At 64.6% G+C, this 21377-nt stretch carries 18 protein-coding genes; 7 read left to right on the forward strand and 11 right to left on the reverse strand.

Translation table 11 applies throughout. The features are described 5' to 3' along the window. The first annotated feature begins 115 nt into the window (after positions 1-115). Complete coding sequence (locus POS17_RS24150; protein ID WP_060840849.1) at positions 116-547, forward strand: HEAT repeat domain-containing protein; 432 nt, start codon at positions 116-118, stop codon at positions 545-547. A gap of 40 nt (positions 548-587) precedes the next feature. Here POS17_RS24150 and POS17_RS24155 read toward each other — a convergent pair whose 3' ends face one another. Further along, positions 588-2930 carry a putative bifunctional diguanylate cyclase/phosphodiesterase gene (locus tag POS17_RS24155; protein WP_060840850.1) on the reverse strand — a complete coding sequence of 781 codons (2343 nt, stop codon included), beginning with the start codon at positions 2928-2930 and terminating at the stop codon, positions 588-590. Positions 2931-3331: 401 nt separating this feature from the next. Between POS17_RS24155 and lon the strand changes: the two genes are divergently transcribed. From lon to cmoB, 5 genes are all read left to right on the forward strand, one after another. Then, complete coding sequence (gene lon, locus POS17_RS24160; protein WP_060840851.1) at positions 3332-5752, forward strand: endopeptidase La; 2421 nt, start codon at positions 3332-3334, stop codon at positions 5750-5752. Positions 5753-5911: 159 nt separating this feature from the next. Further along, entirely contained in the window at positions 5912-6304 is a 393-nt protein-coding gene (locus POS17_RS24165; protein ID WP_060840852.1) for a protease inhibitor I42 family protein, read from the forward strand. A gap of 1 nt (position 6305) precedes the next feature. Then, positions 6306-6941, forward strand: coding sequence for a lysoplasmalogenase (locus tag POS17_RS24170; RefSeq protein WP_060840853.1), 636 nt, complete (start codon positions 6306-6308; stop codon positions 6939-6941). A 171-nt stretch (positions 6942-7112) separates the two neighbouring features. Further along, positions 7113-7856 (forward strand): carboxy-S-adenosyl-L-methionine synthase CmoA, encoded by a 744-nt coding sequence (gene cmoA / locus POS17_RS24175; protein WP_060840854.1) that lies wholly within the window; start codon positions 7113-7115, stop codon positions 7854-7856. Next, complete coding sequence (gene cmoB / locus POS17_RS24180; protein WP_060840855.1) at positions 7853-8809, forward strand: tRNA 5-methoxyuridine(34)/uridine 5-oxyacetic acid(34) synthase CmoB; 957 nt, start codon at positions 7853-7855, stop codon at positions 8807-8809. The genes cmoA and cmoB overlap by 4 nt, the downstream gene beginning before the upstream one ends. A gap of 143 nt (positions 8810-8952) precedes the next feature. Here the strand turns inward: cmoB and tadA are convergent, their stop codons facing one another. From tadA to treP, 7 genes are all read right to left on the reverse strand, one after another. After that, positions 8953-9441 (reverse strand): tRNA adenosine(34) deaminase TadA, encoded by a 489-nt coding sequence (gene tadA, locus POS17_RS24185; protein WP_047305914.1) that lies wholly within the window; start codon positions 9439-9441, stop codon positions 8953-8955. Further along, positions 9441-10817 carry a multicopper oxidase family protein gene (locus tag POS17_RS24190; protein WP_060840856.1) on the reverse strand — a complete coding sequence of 459 codons (1377 nt, stop codon included), beginning with the start codon at positions 10815-10817 and terminating at the stop codon, positions 9441-9443. The genes tadA and POS17_RS24190 overlap by 1 nt, the downstream gene beginning before the upstream one ends. A 198-nt stretch (positions 10818-11015) precedes the next feature. Further along, positions 11016-11306 carry a PTS transporter subunit EIIB gene (locus POS17_RS24195; protein WP_060840857.1) on the reverse strand — a complete coding sequence of 97 codons (291 nt, stop codon included), beginning with the start codon at positions 11304-11306 and terminating at the stop codon, positions 11016-11018. Between the two features lie 2 nt (positions 11307-11308). Further along, positions 11309-13843: a phosphoenolpyruvate--protein phosphotransferase gene (gene ptsP, locus POS17_RS24200; protein WP_060840858.1), complete on the reverse strand. Its 2535-nt coding sequence runs from the start codon at positions 13841-13843 to the stop codon at positions 11309-11311. Positions 13844-13903: 60 nt separating this feature from the next. Beyond that, on the reverse strand, positions 13904-15127 hold the full coding sequence (locus POS17_RS24205) for a maltoporin (protein ID WP_060840859.1): 1224 nt from the start codon (positions 15125-15127) through the stop codon (positions 13904-13906). Between the two features lie 109 nt (positions 15128-15236). Further along, complete coding sequence (gene treC, locus POS17_RS24210) at positions 15237-16883, reverse strand: alpha,alpha-phosphotrehalase (RefSeq protein ID WP_060840860.1); 1647 nt, start codon at positions 16881-16883, stop codon at positions 15237-15239. Between the two features lie 60 nt (positions 16884-16943). Then, on the reverse strand, positions 16944-18386 hold the full coding sequence (gene treP, locus POS17_RS24215) for a PTS system trehalose-specific EIIBC component (protein WP_060840861.1): 1443 nt from the start codon (positions 18384-18386) through the stop codon (positions 16944-16946). Positions 18387-18616: 230 nt separating this feature from the next. Between treP and treR the strand changes: the two genes are divergently transcribed. After that, positions 18617-19321 carry a trehalose operon repressor gene (gene treR / locus POS17_RS24220; protein ID WP_060840862.1) on the forward strand — a complete coding sequence of 235 codons (705 nt, stop codon included), beginning with the start codon at positions 18617-18619 and terminating at the stop codon, positions 19319-19321. A gap of 11 nt (positions 19322-19332) precedes the next feature. On the opposite strand, the gene POS17_RS24225 is transcribed toward treR, so the two are convergent. The 3 genes from POS17_RS24225 to POS17_RS24235 all read right to left on the reverse strand — a co-directional run bounded on the left by POS17_RS24225 (position 19333) and on the right by POS17_RS24235 (position 21281). Continuing rightward, positions 19333-19854 (reverse strand): helix-turn-helix transcriptional regulator, encoded by a 522-nt coding sequence (locus tag POS17_RS24225; protein ID WP_060840863.1) that lies wholly within the window; start codon positions 19852-19854, stop codon positions 19333-19335. 5 nt (positions 19855-19859) lie between these two features. After that, positions 19860-20138 carry a hypothetical protein gene (locus tag POS17_RS24230; RefSeq protein WP_060840864.1) on the reverse strand — a complete coding sequence of 93 codons (279 nt, stop codon included), beginning with the start codon at positions 20136-20138 and terminating at the stop codon, positions 19860-19862. A 264-nt stretch (positions 20139-20402) separates the two neighbouring features. Continuing rightward, positions 20403-21281: a M24 family metallopeptidase gene (locus tag POS17_RS24235; RefSeq protein WP_159426432.1), complete on the reverse strand. Its 879-nt coding sequence runs from the start codon at positions 21279-21281 to the stop codon at positions 20403-20405. Positions 21282-21377 lie beyond the last annotated feature (96 nt).

Raw genomic sequence — 21377 nt, forward strand, 5'->3', positions numbered from 1 at the left:
CCCTGCGCAAATCAGGCAGCATCGGTCCTGGCACGCCTGAATAAACACCATGGCATTGGGTGGCAGGCCAGGAACAGCGTGCTGGCGCCGCCGCCCTAAGCAGGAGAAAGACATCATGAATACGGATAAACGTGATGAATTGTTTGACCGGTTACAGCACTGGTTCGGCGACTCGGAAGCCGCCAACTGGAACGAATACACCACCGAGCAGGTGGCCAAGGGCGTGCTGGGCGCCTTTACCCCGACGCAATGGCAACGACTCGGCGAGACGCTGCTGTCACGGCCCGAATACTGGCAGCAACGCTGCGCGGTGTCCCTGGGCGAGTTGCGCACCCCACCGGCCATCGCCCTGCTGAAACGTCTGCTGGCTGACTCGCCCTACCTGGATGTACGGATCATGGCGATCTATGAGCTGGACTGGGCCGAAGCCGCCATCGAACAGCGCTACGCGCCCTGCATCCAGGAGGTCATGGACAACCTCTGCGCCGAAGACATCGAACCGGAGCTGCACAGCCTGCTGAACAAGGCCGAATCGGCCCGCCTCTGATCCCTCCCCGGATGCCGGCCGCGGCCGGCATCCAACGCCCTCAGCTGGACACCCGCGACCTCGACACCCAGCGCTCGAAGGCCTCGGTGGCCAGGGGCCGGCTGATCAGGTAACCCTGCAGCGTGTCGCAGCCCCAGCTTTCCAGCAGCCTCAGGCAATGCTCGAACTCCACCCCTTCGGCCACCACCTTGAGCCCCAGCTTGTGGCTCATTTCAATGGTCGAGCGCACGATCACCGCATCACCGCTGGTTTCGTTCAGGTTGCGGATAAAGGACTGGTCGATCTTCAGCTCCTGCACCGGCAGACGCTGCAACTGCGCCAGGGATGAATAGCCGGTGCCGAAATCGTCCACCGACAGGCTGATGCCGCAGCCACGCAAGCGCTGCAGCACGGCCAGGGCCTGCTGCGGATTGCGCATGATGGCGCTCTCGGTGATTTCGAAGACCAGTTGCTCGGCCGCCACCTGGTAGCGCTCCAGGCATTCGCTGACCCGGACCTCCAGGCCGTCGTCCTCCAGGTCACTGGCAGAAATGTTCAACGACAGGCGCACCGGCAAGGCCCGGCGGTTCCACTCGGCCAGTTGGCCGATGCAGGCTTCGATGACCCAGGACGTCAGGCTGTGCATGCTGCCGGTCCGCTCGGCCAGGGGAATGAACTCCGCCGGCGACACCACGCCGAACACCGGATGCTGCCAACGCAGCAGGGCTTCGGCCTGGTACCAATCATCCCGGTGCCGATCGAGCTTGGGCTGATACAGCAAGAACAGCTCGCCTTCGGCCGCGGCACGGCGCAAATCGCGGATCAGGCTGATCTGCCGCTGATGGGCCAGGTCACGGTCCTGCTGATAGACCTGCAGGTAGCCGGGATTGAGCGAGGCGTCGTGGCGCGCGATGGCCGCGCGGCTGATCAATTCCTCGGCGGACTGGCCGTCGGCGGGGTACACCGCCATGCCCATGCAGATCTGCCGCCGAACCTCGTCGCCATGGATCAGTTGCGGCCGGCTCAACAGCTCGTGGAGGCGATCGGCCACGGCAATGGCGCCATCGAGTTCGGTGTTCTCCAGTAGCAGCAGAAATTCGCTGGCGTTGATCCGCGCGGCCGTATCGCCCTGGGCCAGCACTTCCCGCAGCCGTCGGCTGAGCTCGCCCATCATCAGCTCCAGCCCTTCACTGCCGAAGCCCTCATGGATCGCCCGGTAATTGTCGATGCCCAGGTACAGCAGCACCACCTTGCGCCGGGCGGCGATGGCCTGGCCCAGGCGTTCGATGGCCAGGGTCCGATTGGGCAGACCGGTCAGGGGATCGTGCAGGGCATTGTGGGCCAGTTGCCGCTCACGGGTGGCTATGGCGCTCTGCATGGCGTTGAAGGCATCGGCCAGGACCCCGAATTCATCGCTGCGCTTGATGGCCACCGCCGCCTGATAATTGCCGGCGCCGATGCGCCGGGCCGCTTCGGCCAGGTCTTCCAGGGGCCGCGAAACCCGCCGGGCCATCAACAGCGCACAGACCAGGGAAATCACCAGGGCCACCAGGGCGATCCACAAAAATTCCCGATCCAGTGGCGCGAAGGCCTGCAGGGCCTGCTCCAGGGGGCTTTGCAGCAGGACCATGACCCGCGGATCGCCGGGGTCACCGGTATTGGCCAGTTGCAGGGCCTGGTTGAGAAAGCGCTGGCCATGGGCTTCGCTCAACGGCGGCAGGGACTGCCACAGCGGATCGCCCAGGGCGTTGATGATGGGTGACCAGAAGAATTCGGGCTGGGTGCTGAACAGCTCGCCGGGGCGTTGGGCGTCGACGGTCAGGAACGACACTTCCAGGTTGCTCATGGAGCGCAGCTCCCGGGCGAACAGCTCGTCCATGGGAAACCCCATGACCACCCGGGCCAGGGGCGACGAAGCCTGCACTTGCCCTTGCACCAACAGGTAGGGGCGGCCTTGGATCGCGACGAACAGCATGTGGGTGTCGTGGCGCCAGGCTCGGCGCAGGGCCTGGTCATAGGGGAAGGGCCGGTCCCGGGCCACCGCCGGCAAGGTACTGGCGATGACCCGGCCTTCGGGACTGAGCACGAACATCTCGCTGGAACGGATGCCGCCCCGGTGCTGGGCCAGTGCCGCAAGAATATCCACCGGTTTGCCACTGAGCACGGCCCGGCGGAACTCCGAGTCCACCACCAGCCAGTCGACCCCGTATTGCAGAGTGCGCCCCCGCAGATCCAACAGACGCTCGAAGACTCGGGTGCCGATTTTCAATTGCTGCTGCGCCTGCTTTTCCACCGCTTGGGTGGTCGCGGTCTTGACTGCGAAATACACCGCGCCGATCAGCACCAACAGCAACAGCGCCAGCACCCCGACAATCCTTGCCTGAAAGGTTCGGCGCCACCTCATAAGGTCGTGCCCAGCAGATTTGATCGCCCCTCAGGCCGGAAACCTGGCGCTGCGGACAACGACCGCCGAGCACTGAAAAGTCCATTCTTCATACCCATCCCTCTGAAAAGCTGAATGCGTGCGTCAAATAAATGCCAGTATCGCCCCGGCATTCCGGCCGTTCAGATTAATCCTCAAATTGCAGAAGATCACGCAATAAAATCGGTGATTACACAGTCATTTTATTGACAATCAATCTCCGTCAGAGTGTGCAAGTGCGCCATCGGTTCCTCCTCGGCACGGCTGAACGAGGCCTTCGGCGGGGTTTTCCCCGGCCGGAAAAAAGCTGAAACCTGTTTCCCATTGAAACCCGTCATGACCTGCCCCATCTAACCTGCATAGCCCATCGCGCAGGAGCCTCCATGAGCGACCAGCAAGAATTCCCCGAAGATCCCCGCGACTACGTCGATCCGGAAAATACCGAACAATCGAGTGCCCACGGCACCGGCCTGGCCCTGCCCGGACAGAGCCTGCCGGACAAGGTCTACATCATCCCGATCCACAATCGGCCGTTCTTCCCGGCCCAAGTGCTGCCGGTGATCGTCAACGACGAACCCTGGGCCGAAACCCTGGAACTGGTGAGCCAGTCCGAGCACCACTCCCTTGCCCTGTTCTACATGGACACGCCTGCCGAGGATCCGCGGCATTTCAATACGTCGGCGCTGCCGGAGTACGGCACCCTGGTCAAGGTCCATCACGCCAGCCGCGAGAACGGCAAGCTGCAATTTGTCGCCCAGGGCCTGACCCGGGTACGCATCCGCACCTGGCTCAAGCACCATCGGCCACCGTACCTGGTGGAAGTCGAATACCCGCACCAGCCCAGCGAACCCACCGATGAGGTCAAGGCCTACGGCATGGCGCTGATCAATGCGATCAAGGAGCTGCTGCCGCTCAATCCGCTGTACAGCGAAGAGCTGAAGAACTACCTCAACCGCTTCAGCCCCAACGACCCGTCGCCCCTGACCGACTTCGCCGCCGCCCTGACCTCTGCCACCGGCAACGAATTGCAGGAGGTGCTGGACTGCGTGCCCATGCTCAAGCGCATGGAAAAAGTCCTGCCGATGCTGCGCAAGGAAGTCGAAGTGGCGCGCCTGCAGAAGGAGATTTCCGCCGAGGTCAATCGCAAGATCGGCGAGCACCAGCGCGAATTCTTCCTCAAGGAACAGCTCAAGGTGATCCAGCAAGAGCTGGGGCTGACCAAGGACGACCGCAGCGCCGACCTGGAGCAGTTCGAGCAGCGGCTGAGCGGCAAGGTGCTGCCGGCCCAGGCGCAGAAACGCATCGCCGAGGAAATGAACAAGCTGTCGATCCTCGAAACCGGCTCGCCGGAATACGCCGTGACCCGCAACTACCTGGAATGGGCCACCGCCGTACCCTGGGGCGTCTACGGCGAGGACAAGCTCGACCTCAAGCACGCGCGCAAAGTGCTGGACCAGCACCACGCCGGCCTCGACGACATCAAGAACCGCATTCTCGAATTCCTCGCGGTGGGCGCCTACAAGGGCGAGATCAGCGGCTCCATCGTGCTGCTGGTGGGCCCGCCGGGCGTGGGCAAGACCAGCGTTGGCAAGTCCATTGCCGAATCCCTGGGGCGGCCGTTCTATCGCTTCAGTGTCGGCGGCATGCGCGACGAAGCCGAGATCAAGGGCCACCGCCGCACCTACATCGGCGCCCAGCCGGGCAAGCTGGTGCAGGCCCTCAAGGAAGTGGAGGTGATGAACCCGGTGATCATGCTCGACGAGATCGACAAGATGGGCCAGAGCTACCAGGGCGACCCGGCCTCGGCGCTCCTCGAAACCCTCGATCCGGAGCAGAACGTCGACTTCCTCGACCATTACCTGGACCTGCGCATGGACCTGTCCAAGGTGCTGTTCGTGTGCACCGCCAACACCCTGGATTCGATTCCCGGCCCGCTGCTCGACCGTATGGAAGTGATTCGCCTGTCGGGCTACATCACCGAAGAAAAACTCGCCATCGCCAAGCGCCACCTGTGGCCCAAGCAGCTGGAAAAGGCCGGCGTGGCCAAGACCAGCCTGAGCATCAGCGACAGCGCCCTGCGCACGGTGATCGACGGCTACGCCCGGGAAGCCGGGGTGCGCCAGCTGGAGAAACAGCTGGGCAAGCTGGTGCGCAAGGCGGTGGTCAAACTGCTGGACCAGCCGGACGCCACGATCAAGATCGGCCCCAAGGACCTGGAAGCCTCCCTGGGCATGCCGGTGTTCCGCAACGAGCAGGTCCTGAGCGGCACCGGGGTCATCACCGGCCTGGCCTGGACCAGCATGGGCGGCGCTACCCTGCCGATCGAGGCCACGCGAATCCACACCCACAACCGCGGTTTCAAGCTCACCGGGCAATTGGGGGACGTGATGAAGGAGTCGGCGGAAATCGCCTACAGCTACGTCAGCTCGCACCTCAAGCAGTTCGGCGGCGACAGCAAGTTCTTCGACGAAGCCTTCGTCCACCTGCACGTTCCTGAAGGTGCCACGCCCAAGGATGGCCCGAGCGCCGGGGTGACCATGGCCAGCGCCCTGCTGTCCCTGGCGCGCAACCAGCCGCCGAAAAAAGGCGTGGCCATGACTGGCGAACTGACCCTCACCGGGCACGTGCTGCCGATTGGCGGGGTCCGTGAAAAAGTCATTGCCGCGCGGCGCCAGAAGATCCACGAGCTGATCCTGCCGGAGCCCAACCGCGGGCATTTCGAGGAGTTGCCGGACTACCTCAAGGAAGGCCTCACCGTGCACTTCGCCAAGCGTTTTGCCGACGTGGCCAAGGTCCTGTTCTAAATCCCTTCGCCGGCACGCCGGCTCCTACGGGTTGTCCCTTGTAGGAGCCGGCGTGCCGGCGCACGGGCCATAACCGCCAACCTCCATCCCTGCCCCACACCGCCCATCATCTTCAGTTATGCTCGCCGTTCGTCACGAATGATCGGAGCTTCCTGACCCATGCCTGCACACCGCCTTCTTGCCTTGTTCAGTCTCGCCCTGCTGAGCGCTTGCGCCAGCCAGCCCAAGCAAAACGTCAGCGTGGAAAACCAGAACCAATGCCCACTGCAACTGCACAACGGGCAAACCCTGACCCTGACCCTGCCGAGCAACCCCACCACCGGCTATCGCTGGGCGATCCAGGATTCGGCCGGCGGCATCCTGCGCAAGGTCAGCCCCGAGGTCTACAGCAACCCCGAGGACACCGGCCTGGTGGGCAGCGGCGGGCAGTCGACCTGGCGCTTCCAGGCCTTCGCCACGGGCCAGGGCCGGCTGTTGCTGACCTACCAGCAACCCTGGGCCCCGGAAGAGGCCCCGGTGAAAGCCTTCGACTGCTCGATCACGGTCAACTGACATGGGCTGGCTGATCCTCGCGCTGATGGGCGCCGCCACTTTCATCTACGGGGTCAGCGTGCATGCCACGCTGCTCTGCCTGCTGGTCAAGCCGCTGCCGGTGCTGGCCCTGCTGGGCTGGCTGCATGATGCGCCGTCCGGGGACTACCGCCGCTGGATCATCCTCGGCCTGCTGTTCTCGGTGCTGGGTGACGTGCTGCTGGCCTGGCCTTCGGACCTGTTCGTGTTCGGCCTCGGGGCCTTCCTGGTGGCCCACCTGGCCTACCTCAAGGCTTACCTCAGCGATTGCCGGCGCCCGGCGCTGCTGCCGCTGGCGGTGGCACTGGCCATCGGCGCGGGGCTGTTGAGCATTCTGATCGCCCACGGCCTGGGCCCGCTGCTGATCCCGGTGATCGTCTACGCCCTGACCATCAGCGCCATGCTCTGGCGCGCCCTGGCACGCCTCGGCTCAGCGGTGCCCAAACGCTCGGCGGCGCTGGCGGCCGCGGGGGCCCTGAGCTTCGCCTTCTCCGACAGCCTGATCGGTATCAGCCGCTTCGTGCTGGCCTTCGATGCCGCGCCCTACCTGATCATCATTTTCTACTGGCTGGGCCAGTGGGGCATCGCCGCTTCGGCGTTCAGCCAGAAGCCGCGCTGATCAGCCTGCGCCGGCAAGCCGGTCCCTACTCGCTGTAGGAGCCGGCTGGCCGGCGACAAGGGCCACACCTTGCGTCGCCCTTGCTCTGCTGAAGGCCCTGCGGGCCTTATCGCAGCCTGCGGCAGCCGCTACAATGCCGCCCTCTTTTTTATCTCCATCGCTGGAAATGCCGTGAGCAAAGAACCCGACCGCCTATTCGCCCAGCCCCTGGCCCAGGTGCCCGACTTCGCCTTCAACGAGGATGTGGTGCGGGTGTTCCCGGACATGATCAAGCGCTCGGTGCCGGGTTACCCGACCATTGTCGAGAACCTCGGGGTGCTGGCGGCGCAGTTCGCCCAGCCCAACAGCGTGCTCTACGACCTGGGGGCGTCACTGGGCGCGGTGACCCAGGCCCTGCGCCGCCATGTGCGCACGGACGGTTGCCGGGTAATCGCCGTGGACAACTCGGCGGCCATGGTCGAGCGCTGCCGGGAATACCTCAACGGCCAGGATTCGATGTTCCAGGAGCTGCTGCCGGTGCAGGTCGTCGAAGGCGACATCCTGGCCCTGGAGTTCCAGCCGGCCTCGGTGGTGGCGCTGAACTTCACCCTGCAGTTCATCGCCCCCGAGCAACGCCTGGCCCTGCTCGGGCGTATCCGCCAGTCGTTGCTGCCCGGCGGCGCGCTGATCCTCTCGGAGAAGCTGCGCTTCAACGATGCCGAGGAACACGCCCTGCTCACCGACCTGCACATCGCCTTCAAGCGCGCCAACGGCTACAGCGAACTGGAAATTGCCCAGAAGCGCAGCGCCATCGAAAACGTCATGAAGCCCGACAGCCTCGAAGAACACCGCGAACGCCTGCTGGCCGCCGGGTTCTCGAAAGTCGTGCCGTGGTTCCAGTGTCTTAACTTTGCCTCGTTGATTGCCCTGCCATGATTGATCTGTCCCCCCTCGCCCGCCGCCTGGCGGGCACGCCCCTGGCCGCCTGGGCCGCCGGTCTGCAAGCCCAGCTCGATGCCAAGATGGAAAAGGGCCATGGCGACCTTGAACGCTGGCAGAGCGCCCTGGACGCATTACCGAACATCCAGCCCAGCGAAGTCGACCTGATCAACGGCCTGCGCCTGGACACCGATTGCGATGACGCCACCCGGGCGCAGATGCGCAGCGCGCTGATGGGCCTGTCACCCTGGCGCAAGGGCCCGTTCGACCTGTTCGGCGTGCACGTGGACACCGAATGGCGCTCGGACTGGAAATGGTCGCGGGTCGCCCCGCACCTGAACCTTGAAGGCAAACGCATCCTCGACGTCGGCTGCGGCAATGGCTACTACATGTGGCGCATGCTCGGCGCCGGCGCCCACAGCGTGATCGGCGTGGACCCCAACTGGTTGTTCTTCTGCCAGTTCCAGGCGGTGCAGCGCTACCTCTCGCAGCCTGCGGTGTGGCACTTGCCGTTTCCTTTCGAAGACCTGCCGGCCAACCTGGAAGGTTTCGACACGGTGTTTTCCATGGGGGTGTTCTACCACCGGCGTTCGCCCATCGAGCATCTGCTGGCGCTCAAGGACTGCCTGGTCAAGGGTGGCGAACTGGTGCTGGAAACCCTGGTGGTGGAAGGCGATCAGCATCAGGTGCTGGTGCCGGAAGACCGTTATGCGCAGATGCGCAACGTGTGGTTCCTGCCCTCGGTGCCGGCCCTGGAGCTGTGGCTGCGGCGCGCCGGGTTCAGCGATGTGCGCTGCGTGGATGTCAGCGTGACCAGCGTCGAGGAGCAGCGCGGCACCGAGTGGATGAAGTACCAGTCCCTGAGCGACTTCCTCGACCCCAACGATCACAGCAAGACCATCGAAGGCCTGCCGGCGCCGATGCGCGCGGTGATTGTCGCCAGAAAATAACCCCGCCTTCCCTCTGTAGGAGCTGGCCGGGCGGCGTTCCGCTTGCCAGCGAAGGCGCCCGTCAAAGCGGTGCAAGGCTCAAGGGCCTCTTCGCCGGCAAGCCGGCTCCTACGGCTTGGTGTACGCCGCGAACCGGTTTGCGCTCAGCGCGCCCGGCGCGCCTTGAAGAATTCGCTCAACACCGTGCCGCACTCTTCGGCCAGCACCCCGCCCTCGTACAGCACCCGATGATTGAGAAACCCCTGGGTGAAGAACTGACCCTGGCTCTGCACGATGCCGGCCTTGGGTTCCAGGGCGCCGTACACCACGCGGGCAATGCGCGAGTGGACGATCAAGCCGGCGCACATGCTGCAAGGTTCCAGGGTCACGTACAGGGTGCTGCCGGGCAGGCGATAGTTGCTCACCGCCTGGGCCGCCGCGCGGATCGCCACCATCTCGGCGTGGGCGCTGGGGTCGCTGCCGCTGATCGGGCAGTTGTAGCCGCGGCCGATGATCTGGCCATCCAGCACCAGCACCGCGCCCACCGGCACTTCTCCCAGGGCCGCGCCCTGGGCGGCCAGGGCCAGGGCTTCGCGCATGAAGTCCTGGTCGCGGCTGCGGTCGATGATCGGCGCCGGGCGTATCTGGCGCATCACGCCACCTCGATGGCGGCCATCAGGCCGGTTTCCATGTGGTCGATCACGTGGCAGTGGAACATCCAGACCCCAGGGTTATCCGCCACCAGCGCCACGCGGGCACGCTCGTTCTTGCCCAGCAGGTAGGTGTCGGTGAAGTAGGGGGTGATCTTCTTGCGGTTCGAGGCGATGACCTTGAAGCTCATGCCGTGCAAGTGGATCGGGTGTTGGTACTGAGTCATGTTCTTCAATTCGAAAATGTAGCTCTTGCCCTTTTTCAGCGTGGCAATCGGGCGGTCGGCGCAGGTCTTGTCGGTGATGTCCCAGGCCTGGCCGTTGATCTGCCACAGGCTCGGCGGCTGGCCATTGTCCACGTTCACCGAGACCGAGCCAACCCACTCGAAATTGAAGTTGAGCTTCTCGGCATTGTCGAGATCCGGCTCGGCCACCGGGTTGGCCGGCAGGGCTGGCGGCCACTGAGTCGGCGCATCGCTGTTGGCCACCGAACGCAAGGTGCCCAGGCGCACCGGCCCGTTGCGCAGGGACAGTTCCTGCCCCGCCGCCGGCGCCTTGATCGCCAGGCAGATGCGCATGCCCGGGCCCAGCCAGTATTCCTTGCCCAACGGACGCGGCTCGATGGGGTTGCCATCCAGTGCGTAGATCTGCGCTTCGACGTCGGGAATGTTGATGCGATAGGTCAGGGTGTTGTCGAGGTTGAGCAGGCGCACCCGGGTGATCTGCCCCGCCGGCAGGTCGATCACCGCCTGGGACACGCCGTTGATGGTGGACAGGCGCCCGGCGGTGCCGCCCCGCGCCGCTTCCCGCGGGACGCTGAAGGGCGTGAATGCGCCCTCTTCATCCACGTGCCAGCTTTTCAGGCTCAGGGTGCGTTCGTACTGGAAGCCGGTAGGCTCGCGCTCCTCGACGATCAGCGGGCCCACCAGGCCGCGGCCCAGTTCCTCGCTGCTGTTGACGTGGGGGTGATACCAGTAGCTGCCGGCATCCGGCACGCGGAACTTGTAGTCGAAGTATTCCCCCGGCAGCACCGGCAGTTGCGAGACGTAAGGCACGCCGTCCATTTCCAGGGGCAGGCGGATGCCATGCCAGTGGATGGTGGTGGCCACGGGCAGGTGGTTGATGAAGCGCACCCGCAGCCACTCGCCCTGGCGCACCCGCAGTTCGGTGCCCGGTGCCGATGGGCCAAAAGCCCAGGCCTCGGTCTTGTGCCCCGGCACCAGTTCCACATCCAGCGGCGCGGCGATCAGCTCGTAGTCGTGGCCCGCTTCGGCGTCGGCCATTTTCCCCAGCCAGTAACGCGAGGCGCCGCCCGCTCCCACGCCAACCACTACCAGACCGGCCAGACCACCGAGTATTTGTCGACGGGTAAAGGACATGGACTCAACTACCTCACGTATCCGCGGCGGGCCCAGGCCCGCAAAAGGCGAATACGATACACCCGCAGTTGAGAAACAGTAAGGCCGGCGCGGCGACGGGACGCAGGCGGGACGGGGAAACGATGGGTGTTTTCGGGAGCCTGCTCCCTGGCAAGCCCGTTGCTCTTGTAGGAGCCGGCTTGCCGGCGAACAAGCCCCTCAGCCCTGCAATCCCAACAGCAGATGCACCACACCACCGGCCAGGGGCATCACTGCCGGCACCCCCGCCACTCGCAGGGCGCTGCTGTCCAGCAACTGCGGATCATGCAGTTCCAGGCGCAGGCGGGTCAGGGCCAATGGTTGTTGGCTCTTGATGTTGGCGCTACCACCCAGTGCCGCCAGCATCGCGTCACTCAGAACACTGCCCTTGGCCTGGGGGGCCTTCGGCTGATCAGGGATCAGGTCTGGAGTCAGGGCCTTCCAGAACGCCCGTTGCAATTTCTCGAACATCTTCAGTTCTCCAGAACCAGTGAGTCGGCGGCGACTTGCTGCCGTTGCAGGCATTCACGTACCTGAACCGCGTCTTCCAGATCAATGATCCGCGCTGCCAAGGCCTGGCACTCGCTCAGATCCAACTCCCGTACCCGGGCCTTGATGGCGGGAATCAACGGCACGCTCACCGACAGCTCGTCTACTCCCAGGCCCAGCAACAGCGGCACCGCCAGGGTTTCGGAAGCCAGGGCGCCGCAGACGCCGACCCACTTGCCGTGGGCATGGGCGGCCTGCACCGTGCGGGCGATCAGGCGCAGCACCGCCGGGTGAAAGCTGTCGGCCTGACCGGCCAGGCGCGGATGATCGCGGTCCATGGCCAGGGTGTACTGGGTCAGGTCGTTGGTGCCGATGGAGAAGAAATCCACCTCCGGGGCAAAACGATCCGCCATCAAGGCCGCTGAAGGCACCTCGATCATGATCCCCAGCTTGGGCCGCTCCGCGAGGCCCAGGGCCCGAACCTCGTCATCGAGCAACTGGCGCGCCTGACGCAGCTCCGCCAGCTGGCTGACCATCGGCAGCATGATGTGCAGGCGGGCCTGCCCGGCGCAGGCGAGCATCGCCCGGAACTGCTCGCGCAGCAGTTCGGGACGCTCCAGGCACAGGCGGATGCCACGCAGGCCGAGAAAGGGGTTGGCTTCGCGCTCCATGGGCACATAGGCCAGGGGCTTGTCGCCGCCCACGTCCAGGGTCCGCACCACCAGATTGCGCGTCGGCCCCAGGGCCTGGGCAATGGCCTGGTAAGTCGCGGCCTGCTCCTCGGGGCTCGGGGCCTGGCTGCGGTCCTGGTAGAGGAACTCCGAGCGCAACAGGCCAACGCCTTCGCCGCCCAGGCTCATGGCCTGCTCGGCCTCGGCCAGGGAAGCAATATTGGCCGTCACCTCCAGGTGATGACCGTCGCGGGTCACCGCAGGATGCGCGGCCTGGGCCAGGTCCTGCTGCTGGCGCTGGCGTTGCTGCTGACGCAGGGCCTGCAGTTGCTGCACCCGTTGCGGGTCCGGGTCCGTATGCAGTTCGCCGCGATCGGCGTCCAGCAGGACCTGGGTGCCGTTGGCCAGGGACAGGACCCGAGGCGACAGGCCACAGATCGCGGGCAGGCCCAGGGCCCGGGCCAGAATCGCCACATGGCTGGTGGCGCCGCCCCCGACGGTGACAAACCCCAGCACCTTGGTGGTGTCCAGGCTCGCGGTCTGCGACGGGGTCAGCTGCTCGGCAATCAGGATCGCCTGATCCGGCAGGATCAGGGCTGGCTCCTGCACCCCGAGAAGCAGCTTGAGCACCCGCTGGCCGACATCCGCCAGATCCACCGCGCGCTCGGCCAACAGGCTACTGCCCAGGCCCTTGAACAACTCGGCGGTGGCTTCGATGGCGCTGTTCCAGGCAAAGGCCGCGCTCTTGCCATTGGCGATCAGGGCGTGGGCCTGCTCCAGCAGGCTCGGGTCATCGAGCAGCTCCTGATGGGCCCGGAAGATGTCCTGCTGCGCGTCAGCGCTGGCGCTGTCGCGCAGCCACTGCAGAGCCTCACGGGCCTGGCTCAGGGCCTGCTCCAGAGACTCGCGCTCCTGCTGCGGGCGGGTTGCCGCCTCGCGTATCTGCAGGCGCTGCTCGGCCACCTGCAGCACCTGACCGAATGCCGAGCCCGGTGACGCGCAAACGCCTCGCCACAACGGATCCAGCGCTTCATCAACCACGACTCGCGGCTCGGGGCTTGCTACGGCGCTGATCTTTTCGCCACAACCGGAGGCCAGCAGTTCCACCAGCGCCTGGATCGCCTGCTCGGCATCCGCGCCCACGGCGCTGACCTGCAAGACATCGCCCTGCACGGTCTGCAAGGCCATGATCGACACCAGGGACTTGGCATTGGCCGAGTCCTGGCGCCGGTGCAGGCAGATATTCGCGGCAAAGCCCTTGGCGGCCTGGGCCAGCAACGCCGCCGGGCGCGCATGCAGGCCCTGGGGGTTGCCAAGGATCAGCGGTTTGGAAAACAGCGCCTCAGCTTCAGCGTCCTCGGCCTTGGCACCTTCCTCTGCGGAGGCGGGCTCGATCTGCAACACCGGCTGTCCCAGCTCCACCAGCAGTCGGTCGCCGACCAGCCCGGTCACCGCTTCGCCGCTGACCACCAGCATCAGGGTCAGCAGGCTGCGGGCATGCAGGGCCAGGTAGTCGGCGTCGAACTCGATCAGCGGCTGGCCGGCCGTGACCTGCTGGCCTTCCTCGATCAGGCAGGTGAAGCCCTTGCCTGCCAGGTTCACCGTGTCCAGCCCGATGTGCATCAACACCTGCTGGCCCTGTTCGCCGGTGATGCTCAGCGCGTGGCCGCTGCGCTGCAGGTTGCTGACCACCCCGGACAGCGGTGCGCAGAGGGTTTGGGAAGTCGGGTCGATGCACAGCCCGTCACCGATCACCCGGCTGGAAAACACCGGGTCCGGGACCTGCTCCAGGGGCAGCAGCACCCCGGACAGGGGCGCGAGCAATTGCAAGGGTTGGGTTATGGCCATGACGTCACCTGCTGTTGATTCCTTGAAGTGCCGATGGAGCGCGAGCCCCGACAGCATCGCTTATTTCCACCAGTACTCGACCTGCAAGCCGACGTTCGCGCCATGCCGGGCGCTGCCGAACACGCCGCTGTCGGACAGCGCGGAACCGGCCGCCAGCTCATTGGCCGCGCGCTTGGCGGCCTCGTTCCAGCTGGCATAGGTGTAGTACAGCCGCACCTCCGGCCGGGCCCAGAAGTCCGGGCCCTTGGGTGACCAGGTGGGTGCGAAGGTGAACTTGCTGAGTTTGCGGGTGCCCCCGGGCGCCTCCACCTGATCGTGGCCGAACTCGGTCACCAGCTTGAACTGCTCGGTGATGGCGTAGGCCGGGCGCACGCCCAACGAGATCCAGTTCTGATCCTGGCCGTCGGGGCGAATGTCCTTCTGATAGACCGCCTCCACCTGGCCGCCGAAGCGCGGGGTCAGTTGCCAGTCGAAGAACTCCACCAGGCGATAGCTCTTGTTGCTGTCATCCAGGTAGGTGTTGCCGGTGTAGCCCAGGCCGGTGCCGGGGCCTTCGCCGTATTGCAGGGCGAGTTTGTTCTTGCCGCCGAAAAAGTCCTTCTGCACATGCTGGGTGGTGATCGCCCAACCATTGTGGGCACCACGGCGATCGGGCTTTTCCAGGTAGCTCAGGCCCAGTTCCAGCTCGCCGCCGGGGTTGGTCTGGAAGCCGGCGACGTTGAAGTCATGACGGCTCACCGCCTGCTTCTGATAGAGATTGTCCTTGCGGGAAAAGGCGTAGCTGTATTTCAGATCGCCAATGCGCACGTCCTCGACCCCGCCGCCGGTGGCGCTCTGGTTCCAGTAGTAGAAGTCGGAAATATGGATGTCGTTACGCTTGTAGTAACGGCGCCCGGCCCACAGCGAACCGCCATTGAGGCTGGGCAGGTTCGACCACTGGGCGTACATCTGCGGCATCCGCGCCGAACCGTTCTCGCCCTGGAAGCTCAGGTTGCGGTCGTAGCGGTTGTACAGCGAGGCCATGCCGTCGACGCTGAGCACCGAGCCGTCGTCCAGGGTGTACAGGTCCTGGCGCAGTTCCAGCTCGGCGTACTGCTCGCACTCGTTGCCCAGGCGGTACTTGGACTGCGCGCCGGGCAACTGGAAGCAGGACTGCGAGCCGCTGTTGACCGAGGTGCCCAGGCCGCTGCGCAGGTAGCCGGCAAACTCCAGGGCCTGGGCCGGAAAAGGCAAGGCCAGGCACAGGCAGGACGCCGCCAGACCGCGATTTATTGTTGTTCTCATAAGCCACCCATTATTTTTATTGTGTTGTTCGAATTCGTCGGCGCCGGCTGGCCGGCGGATGCGCTGGGCCAGAAAGATCCCCTGGCCCGGTTCGCCGGCCAGCCGGCTGCTACAGGGTCAGGTGCAGAACGAAGGATTCGTAGGGCCGCAGGTGCACGTGCCGGCTGCGGGGCTCGTGGTCCGGGTAGTTGCTGATCAGCAGGCGCTGTTGCATGCCCGCGCCGATTACCGCTTCCGGCAACTCGACCTCGCACGGCGCGCCGTAGAAGTTGTTCACCACCAGCAGGCGCTCGCCCTCGCCCTCGCGCACATAGGCCCAGACTTGCCGATGCTCGGGCAGCAGCTGGCGATAGAGGCCGTGCTGGATCAGCGCTTCCTGGCGGCGCAAGGCGATCAGCCGACGGTAGTGATGCAGCACCGAATCCTGGTCGTCGAGTTGCGCCTCGACATTGATCTGGCTGGCGTTGGCCGGTATCCCGATCCAGGGCTCGGCGCTGCTGAAACCGGCGTTGGCCCCGGCATGCCACTGCATCGGCGTGCGTCCGTTGTCCCGGGATTTCTGCTGGATCGCCGCCATGATGGCCTGCGGGTCTTCACCGGCCTCGCGCTTGAGGCGGTGGATGTTCAGGGTCTCGACATCGCGGTACTGCTCAATGCGCTCGAAATGCGGATTGGTCATGCCCAGCTCTTCGCCCTGATAGACGAAAGGCGTGCCCTGGAGCAGGTGCAGCGCGGTGGCCAGCATCTTCGCCGAGACCACCCGGTGTTCGCCGTCATCGCCAAAGCGCGAGACCACCCGCGGCTGGTCGTGGTTACACCAGAACAGCGCATTCCAGCCGCCGCCGGCCTGCATGCCGGTTTGCCAATCGGAGAGGATGCGCTTGAGTTCGAGGAAGTCGAAATCGGCCCGCAGCCACTTCTGCTGGTTGGGGTAGTCCACCTTCAGGTGATGGAAGTTGAAGGTCATCGACAGCTCCTTCGACTCCGGATGGGAATAGCGGATGCAGTGCTCCAGGCGGGTGGAGGACATCTCGCCGACATTCACCAGATCGTGGCCGGCGAACACTTCCCGGTGCATCTCCTGCAGGTACTGGTGGACGTTGGGGCCGTCGGTATAGAAGCGGCGGCCGTCACTCTGGTCCTCGGGGAAATCCGCCGGTTTGGAGATCAGGTTGATCACGTCGAGGCGGAAGCCGCCGACGCCCTTGTCGCGCCAGAAACGCATCATCTTGAACACCTCGGCGCGCACCTGGGGGTTGTCCCAGTTGAGGTCGGCCTGGGTGTGATCGAACAGGTGCAGGTAGTACTGCCCGGTCTGGGCCTCGTATTCCCAGGCGGAGCCGCCGAACTTGGATTCCCAGTTGTTGGGCTCATCGCGCCAGATGTAGAAGTCCCGGTAGGGGTTGTCCAGGCTGCTGCGGGCCTGCTGGAACCAGGCGTGCTCGATGGAGGTGTGGTTGACCACGATATCCAGCATCAGCTTGATCCCGCGCTTGCCGGCTTCGGCGATCAGCAGCTCGCAATCGGCCATGCTGCCGTAGCTGGGATCGATGGCGTAGTAGTCGCTGATGTCGTAGCCATTGTCCCGCTGTGGCGAGCGCAGGAACGGCGTCAGCCACAGGCAGTCGACCCCCAGCCAGTGCAGGTAGTCGAGCTTGTCCACCACGCCCAGCAGGTCGCCGGTGGGCCGCCCTTGGTGGCTGTGAAAACTCTTCGGGTAGATCTGGTAGATCACCGAACGCTGCCAGTCTTGCATGGGGGAATCCTTTGGAGAGTACGAGGACATTCGCCGGCGAGCCGGCGCCTACAGGGCGGGTCAGGCCACGCGATAGCCGGGCCGGATGATCTTCAGGCTCAGGCCGCAGGTCAGGACAAAAGGCACCACCAGGGCGATGACCATGCCGATGACGAACATCGGGATGTACTGGGGAATGATCGAGATGAACCCCGGCAGCCCGCCGACGCCGATGGCCGAGGCCTGGACCTTGTTCAGCGACAGAAACACGCAGCCCAGGGCCGAGCCGATCAGCGCGGCATAGAAGGGAAACTTGTAGCGCAGGTTGACGCCGAACATCGCCGGCTCGGTGATGCCGAAGTAGGCGGAAATCGCCGAGGTCGAGGCCATGCTGCGGTCACGGGCGTTGCGGCTCATGGTGAACACCGCCAGGGCCGCGCTGCCCTGGGCCAGGTTGGACATGACGATCATCGGCCAGATGAAGGTGCCGCCCTGGGTGGCAATCAGTTGCAGGTCGACCGCCAGGAACATGTGGTGCATGCCGGTGATCACCAGTGGCGCATAGAGCAGGCCGAAGATCGCGCCGCCGAGCATGGGCGCCAGTTCGAACAGGGTGACCACGCCTTCGGTGATCAGAATCCCCAGGTGCCGGGTCACCGGACCGATGATCGCCAGGGCCAGCACGCCGGTGACCACGATGGTGGTGATGGGCACCACCAGCAGGGTGATGGCGTTGGGCACCCGGGCGCGCAGCCATTTTTCGATCACGCTCATCACATAGGCCGCCAACAGGATCGGCAGGATCTGCCCCTGATAGCCCACCTTCTCGATCTGGAACAGACCGAAGATGTCGAAGTACGGCAGGCTCTGGCCATCCAGCCCGGCCACCGCCTTGCCGTAGTTCCAGGCGTTGAGCAGATCGGGGTGGACCAGCATCAGGCCCAGGACGATGCCCAGGATCTCGCTACCGCCAAAGCGCTTGGCCGCCGACCAGCCCACCAGGGCCGGGAGGAACACGAAGGAGGTGTTGGCCATCAGGTTGATCAGGCTCCAGAGCCCGTCGAGGCCCGGGTAGGCCTCAAGCAGGGTCTTGCCCTCGATGAACATGCCCTTGGCCCCCAGCAGGTTGTTCACCCCCATCAGCAGGCCGGCGATGATCAGCGCCGGCAGGATCGGCATGAACACATCGGAGAACACCCGCACCAGGCGCTGCATGGCGTGGGTCTTCTGGGCGCCCTTGTCCTTCACGTCGGCAATGGTCGAGGCCGCCAGACCGGTCTGCTGGCGCAAGGCCGCATAGACCTTTTCCACTTCGCCGGGGCCGATCACCACCTGATACAGGCCACCGGTGAAGAACGAGCCCTTGACCAGGTCGATCTGGTTGAGGGTGGCGCTGTCGACCAGGCTCGGGTCCTTCAGGGCCAGGCGCAGGCGGGTCACGCAGTGGGCCGCCTGTTCGAGGTTGTCGGCGCCACCGAGGCTGTGCAGCAACTCGCTGGCGATCGTTGAATAGTCGTGGCTCATGCTTGTTCTTCCACCTGAGATTTTTGTTATTGGCAGCACGCCGAGGGGCAAATTACTCGTCTGTACGAGTTAAATCAATAACTCGTACAGACGAGTTTGAAATTTTCTTCCGCCACCGCCTTGCGCCGGGTGGTTTCCGCCTGGGAAAGCCTGGCCCGGGCGCATGGACAAATGCCCCGTTCAGCCCTTAAGGTGCCTGCCTTGAGCACAGTCCGGCACAGAGCCATCCCATGAGCAAATACAACCAGATCTACAGTGATCTGCTTGCCAGCATCACCACCGAACGCCTGGAGCGTGGCGCCCGCCTGCCTTCGGAAAGCGAACTGATGGACAGCTACCAGGCCAGCCGCGGCACCGTGCGCAAGGCCATCGAACTGCTGCAGGAGCGCGGCTTCGCGCAGAAGATCCATGGCAAGGGCACCTTCGTGCTCTCGCCCAATCCCATCGAGTTCCAGCTGGGCGGCATCGTCAGCTTCCAGGAAACCTATCCGCGCCTGGGGGATGACGTCAGCACCGAGGTGGTGGAGTTCAGCCAGTTCCCCCTGCAAGGCGCGCTGCTCAATCACCTGCAGGCCGAAGAAGGCAGCCTGATCACACGGATCAAGCGTGTGCGGCGAATCGACGGCAAGCGGGTGATTCTCGACATCAACCATTTTGTCGCCGAGCTGATTCCGGGGCTGGACCGAGAGATCGCAGAGCATTCGATCTACGCCTACATCGAACAGACCCTGCAACTGAACATCAGCTATGCCCAGCGCACCATCGAGGCCAGCCCGCGGAGCAAGGACGACCAGCAGTTGCTCGACCTGGACGGCCAGAGCCATGTGATCGTGGTGAGCAACCAGACCTTTCTGCAGGACGGGCGGCAGTTCGAGTACACCGAATCACGGCACACCCTGGACAAGTTCTACTTCTCCGACGTGGCCCGGCGCTAAGCCCTGCTCCGTCAGCCCAGCAGGGCCGCCAGCTCAGCGCTGAGGGGGCCGATGCGCTGCGCCTCCTTGGCGGTATTCACCTGCTGCGCCACCCGCGCCACCTCGATCACCGGATGCTTGAGGGGATAGCCGCCCTTGCTGTCCAGCCAGCTCAGGACCTCCGCCAGGTGCCACAGCGAGGTGCTGCCCTCATGGATCGCCAGGGGAAAGCTGTCGGGGTGGCCAAGCATCAGCTTGCGCATGTTCTGCCGTGACACCCCGACAATCTCGGCGATCTCGCTGAGGCCGACGAAATCCGGACTGGCCTCCACCAGCCGCGCCTCGGGGATGATGCGCTTGATATCCCCCAGGGCACTGAGCAGCGCTGCCTCGGCGCTCTCGGCCTCGCGACTGAACTCCAGGGCCAGGCGCCCGGCCAGGCCGGTGCCGACCAGGACGTCGGTGCACCCCGCCGCACCGAGGCGCTCCACCAGTTGCAGCGGATCACAGCCCTCCAGCGGCAGCAGATAGTTGAGGGTGAACAGGTATTCCATGGTGCTTACTCCTGACGAGCTGCCGGCGCCTTGGCCCCACGCAGCTGGTTCACGGTGCAGTTGTCGATCACCCGGCATAGCGCCCGGGCGTGTTGGGTCGGGTTCTTCGGGGTCCGCCAGACACTGGTGACGCAGAACTCGCCACAGCGACACACTTCGTTGTTGTACGGGCAGTAGATCCGGCCCCAGGCATGACCACCGCCAACCTCGATGCGCCAGCCCTGCCATTCGGCGTAGCGCAGGGCCATTTCAATGTCCTTCTTGGGATGAGTTGCACGAGCCATCCATAGCCTCCAGTATCGTCAGGAACACAAGGTTGTCAATTGACAACCCAATACAATCCGATCAATGCCGCTCAGCGACATTTCGCTGCAAGGGCAAAACACTGAGGGACGACTTCAAAGGTACACGGCACCCCGGAGGCTCGACGGGGCAATGTCTTTCCCGGTATTGCGTGAACGCGAAAAACCCGGGCTTTCCAATACCTGGACATACAAATGGCGATCCACCCAAGGTGCGATCGCCATTTGTCTTGCAACGCAGCGACTTCAGTCGACAAACCGACTGAGACGTTCTGCTCCCACCTCTGTCACCCGGACCATGGCACTGACCACCACCCCGTCGCACCGATCGTGAGCAACCACATTCCAGCCATTGGGCATCACCCGGACACGTGAGGTTCCGGCCTTGGCCAACACCTGAACATTCAATACCTGGCCGGCCACCATGGGTTCGGAGCGTCCCGCAACGCGGTAACCCAGTACCTGAGGCGCCTGGATCCGCTGCCTGCCCATGCCATAACCGCAGTATTCAACCACCGCACTGAATCCCTGGGCGTCCAGTACTTCCTGGATCGCGCTGCCGATGGCCCCCAGGGACTCACCACCGCGTACCTGTCGCAAGCCCTGCTCCAGAGCGTCCTTGGCAGCGCTCAACAAGCGCAGTTGTTCTGTGCTGGCGCCGGGCGTGGCAAAGGTCCAGGACTGCGCCCCATAACCCTTGCGCGATGACACCACGACCTCGACCTTGACCAACGCACTGGCCGGCAAGCATTTCTCCGAGGGCAGGCAACCGATCAGCTCCGCATTCACCGAGACAGGAACGGCTGCGGGGTATCCCTTGTAGCCCACCAGCGCAGGCAGTAACTGCCGGCTATCAAGCTGCTGCAGCACATGTTCCTGAATCTCCAGACGCGACACCCCCTCCACCATAAACGGCTTGAGCGACAGCAGAATGTCCGTCACCTCGGCAGCGAGGCGCCGCTCTTCAGCCACGATCTCCTGCTCCGGCAAGGCGCCGATCAGCGCAAAGGCTTCGCGATTGTCCGCGGCAAAACGATCAAAACGCGACAATGGCTGCGCCATCGCGCTCGGCAGTTCAGGCGCTTCTGCCGCCAGGCCCAAGGTTCGCAGCAGCTTGCCAAACACACTCATCTCAACATCCCTATCCGATGACCCGCCCCGCAGGACGGTCGATATTCTTTAGCAAGAAGGCCCCTGATCTCGCGATCAGGGGCCTTCTTG

Origin of the sequence: Pseudomonas sp. Os17, assembly GCF_001547895.1 — a bacterium.
Taxonomy (GTDB): domain Bacteria; phylum Pseudomonadota; class Gammaproteobacteria; order Pseudomonadales; family Pseudomonadaceae; genus Aquipseudomonas.

Coding starts and splice junctions, on each gene's coding strand:
- POS17_RS24150 (WP_060840849.1), top strand. CDS start 116: ATGAATACGGATAAACGTGATGAATTGTTTGACCGGTTACAGCACTGG.
- POS17_RS24155 (WP_060840850.1), bottom strand. CDS start 2,930: ATGAGGTGGCGCCGAACCTTTCAGGCAAGGATTGTCGGGGTGCTGGCG.
- lon (WP_060840851.1), top strand. CDS start 3,332: ATGAGCGACCAGCAAGAATTCCCCGAAGATCCCCGCGACTACGTCGAT.
- POS17_RS24165 (WP_060840852.1), top strand. CDS start 5,912: ATGCCTGCACACCGCCTTCTTGCCTTGTTCAGTCTCGCCCTGCTGAGC.
- POS17_RS24170 (WP_060840853.1), top strand. CDS start 6,306: ATGGGCTGGCTGATCCTCGCGCTGATGGGCGCCGCCACTTTCATCTAC.
- cmoB (WP_060840855.1), top strand. CDS start 7,853: ATGATTGATCTGTCCCCCCTCGCCCGCCGCCTGGCGGGCACGCCCCTG.
- tadA (WP_047305914.1), bottom strand. CDS start 9,441: ATGCGCCAGATACGCCCGGCGCCGATCATCGACCGCAGCCGCGACCAG.
- POS17_RS24190 (WP_060840856.1), bottom strand. CDS start 10,817: ATGTCCTTTACCCGTCGACAAATACTCGGTGGTCTGGCCGGTCTGGTA.
- POS17_RS24195 (WP_060840857.1), bottom strand. CDS start 11,306: ATGTTCGAGAAATTGCAACGGGCGTTCTGGAAGGCCCTGACTCCAGAC.
- ptsP (WP_060840858.1), bottom strand. CDS start 13,843: ATGGCCATAACCCAACCCTTGCAATTGCTCGCGCCCCTGTCCGGGGTG.
- POS17_RS24205 (WP_060840859.1), bottom strand. CDS start 15,127: ATGAGAACAACAATAAATCGCGGTCTGGCGGCGTCCTGCCTGTGCCTG.
- treC (WP_060840860.1), bottom strand. CDS start 16,883: ATGCAAGACTGGCAGCGTTCGGTGATCTACCAGATCTACCCGAAGAGT.
- treP (WP_060840861.1), bottom strand. CDS start 18,386: ATGAGCCACGACTATTCAACGATCGCCAGCGAGTTGCTGCACAGCCTC.
- treR (WP_060840862.1), top strand. CDS start 18,617: ATGAGCAAATACAACCAGATCTACAGTGATCTGCTTGCCAGCATCACC.
- POS17_RS24225 (WP_060840863.1), bottom strand. CDS start 19,854: ATGGAATACCTGTTCACCCTCAACTATCTGCTGCCGCTGGAGGGCTGT.
- POS17_RS24230 (WP_060840864.1), bottom strand. CDS start 20,138: ATGGCTCGTGCAACTCATCCCAAGAAGGACATTGAAATGGCCCTGCGC.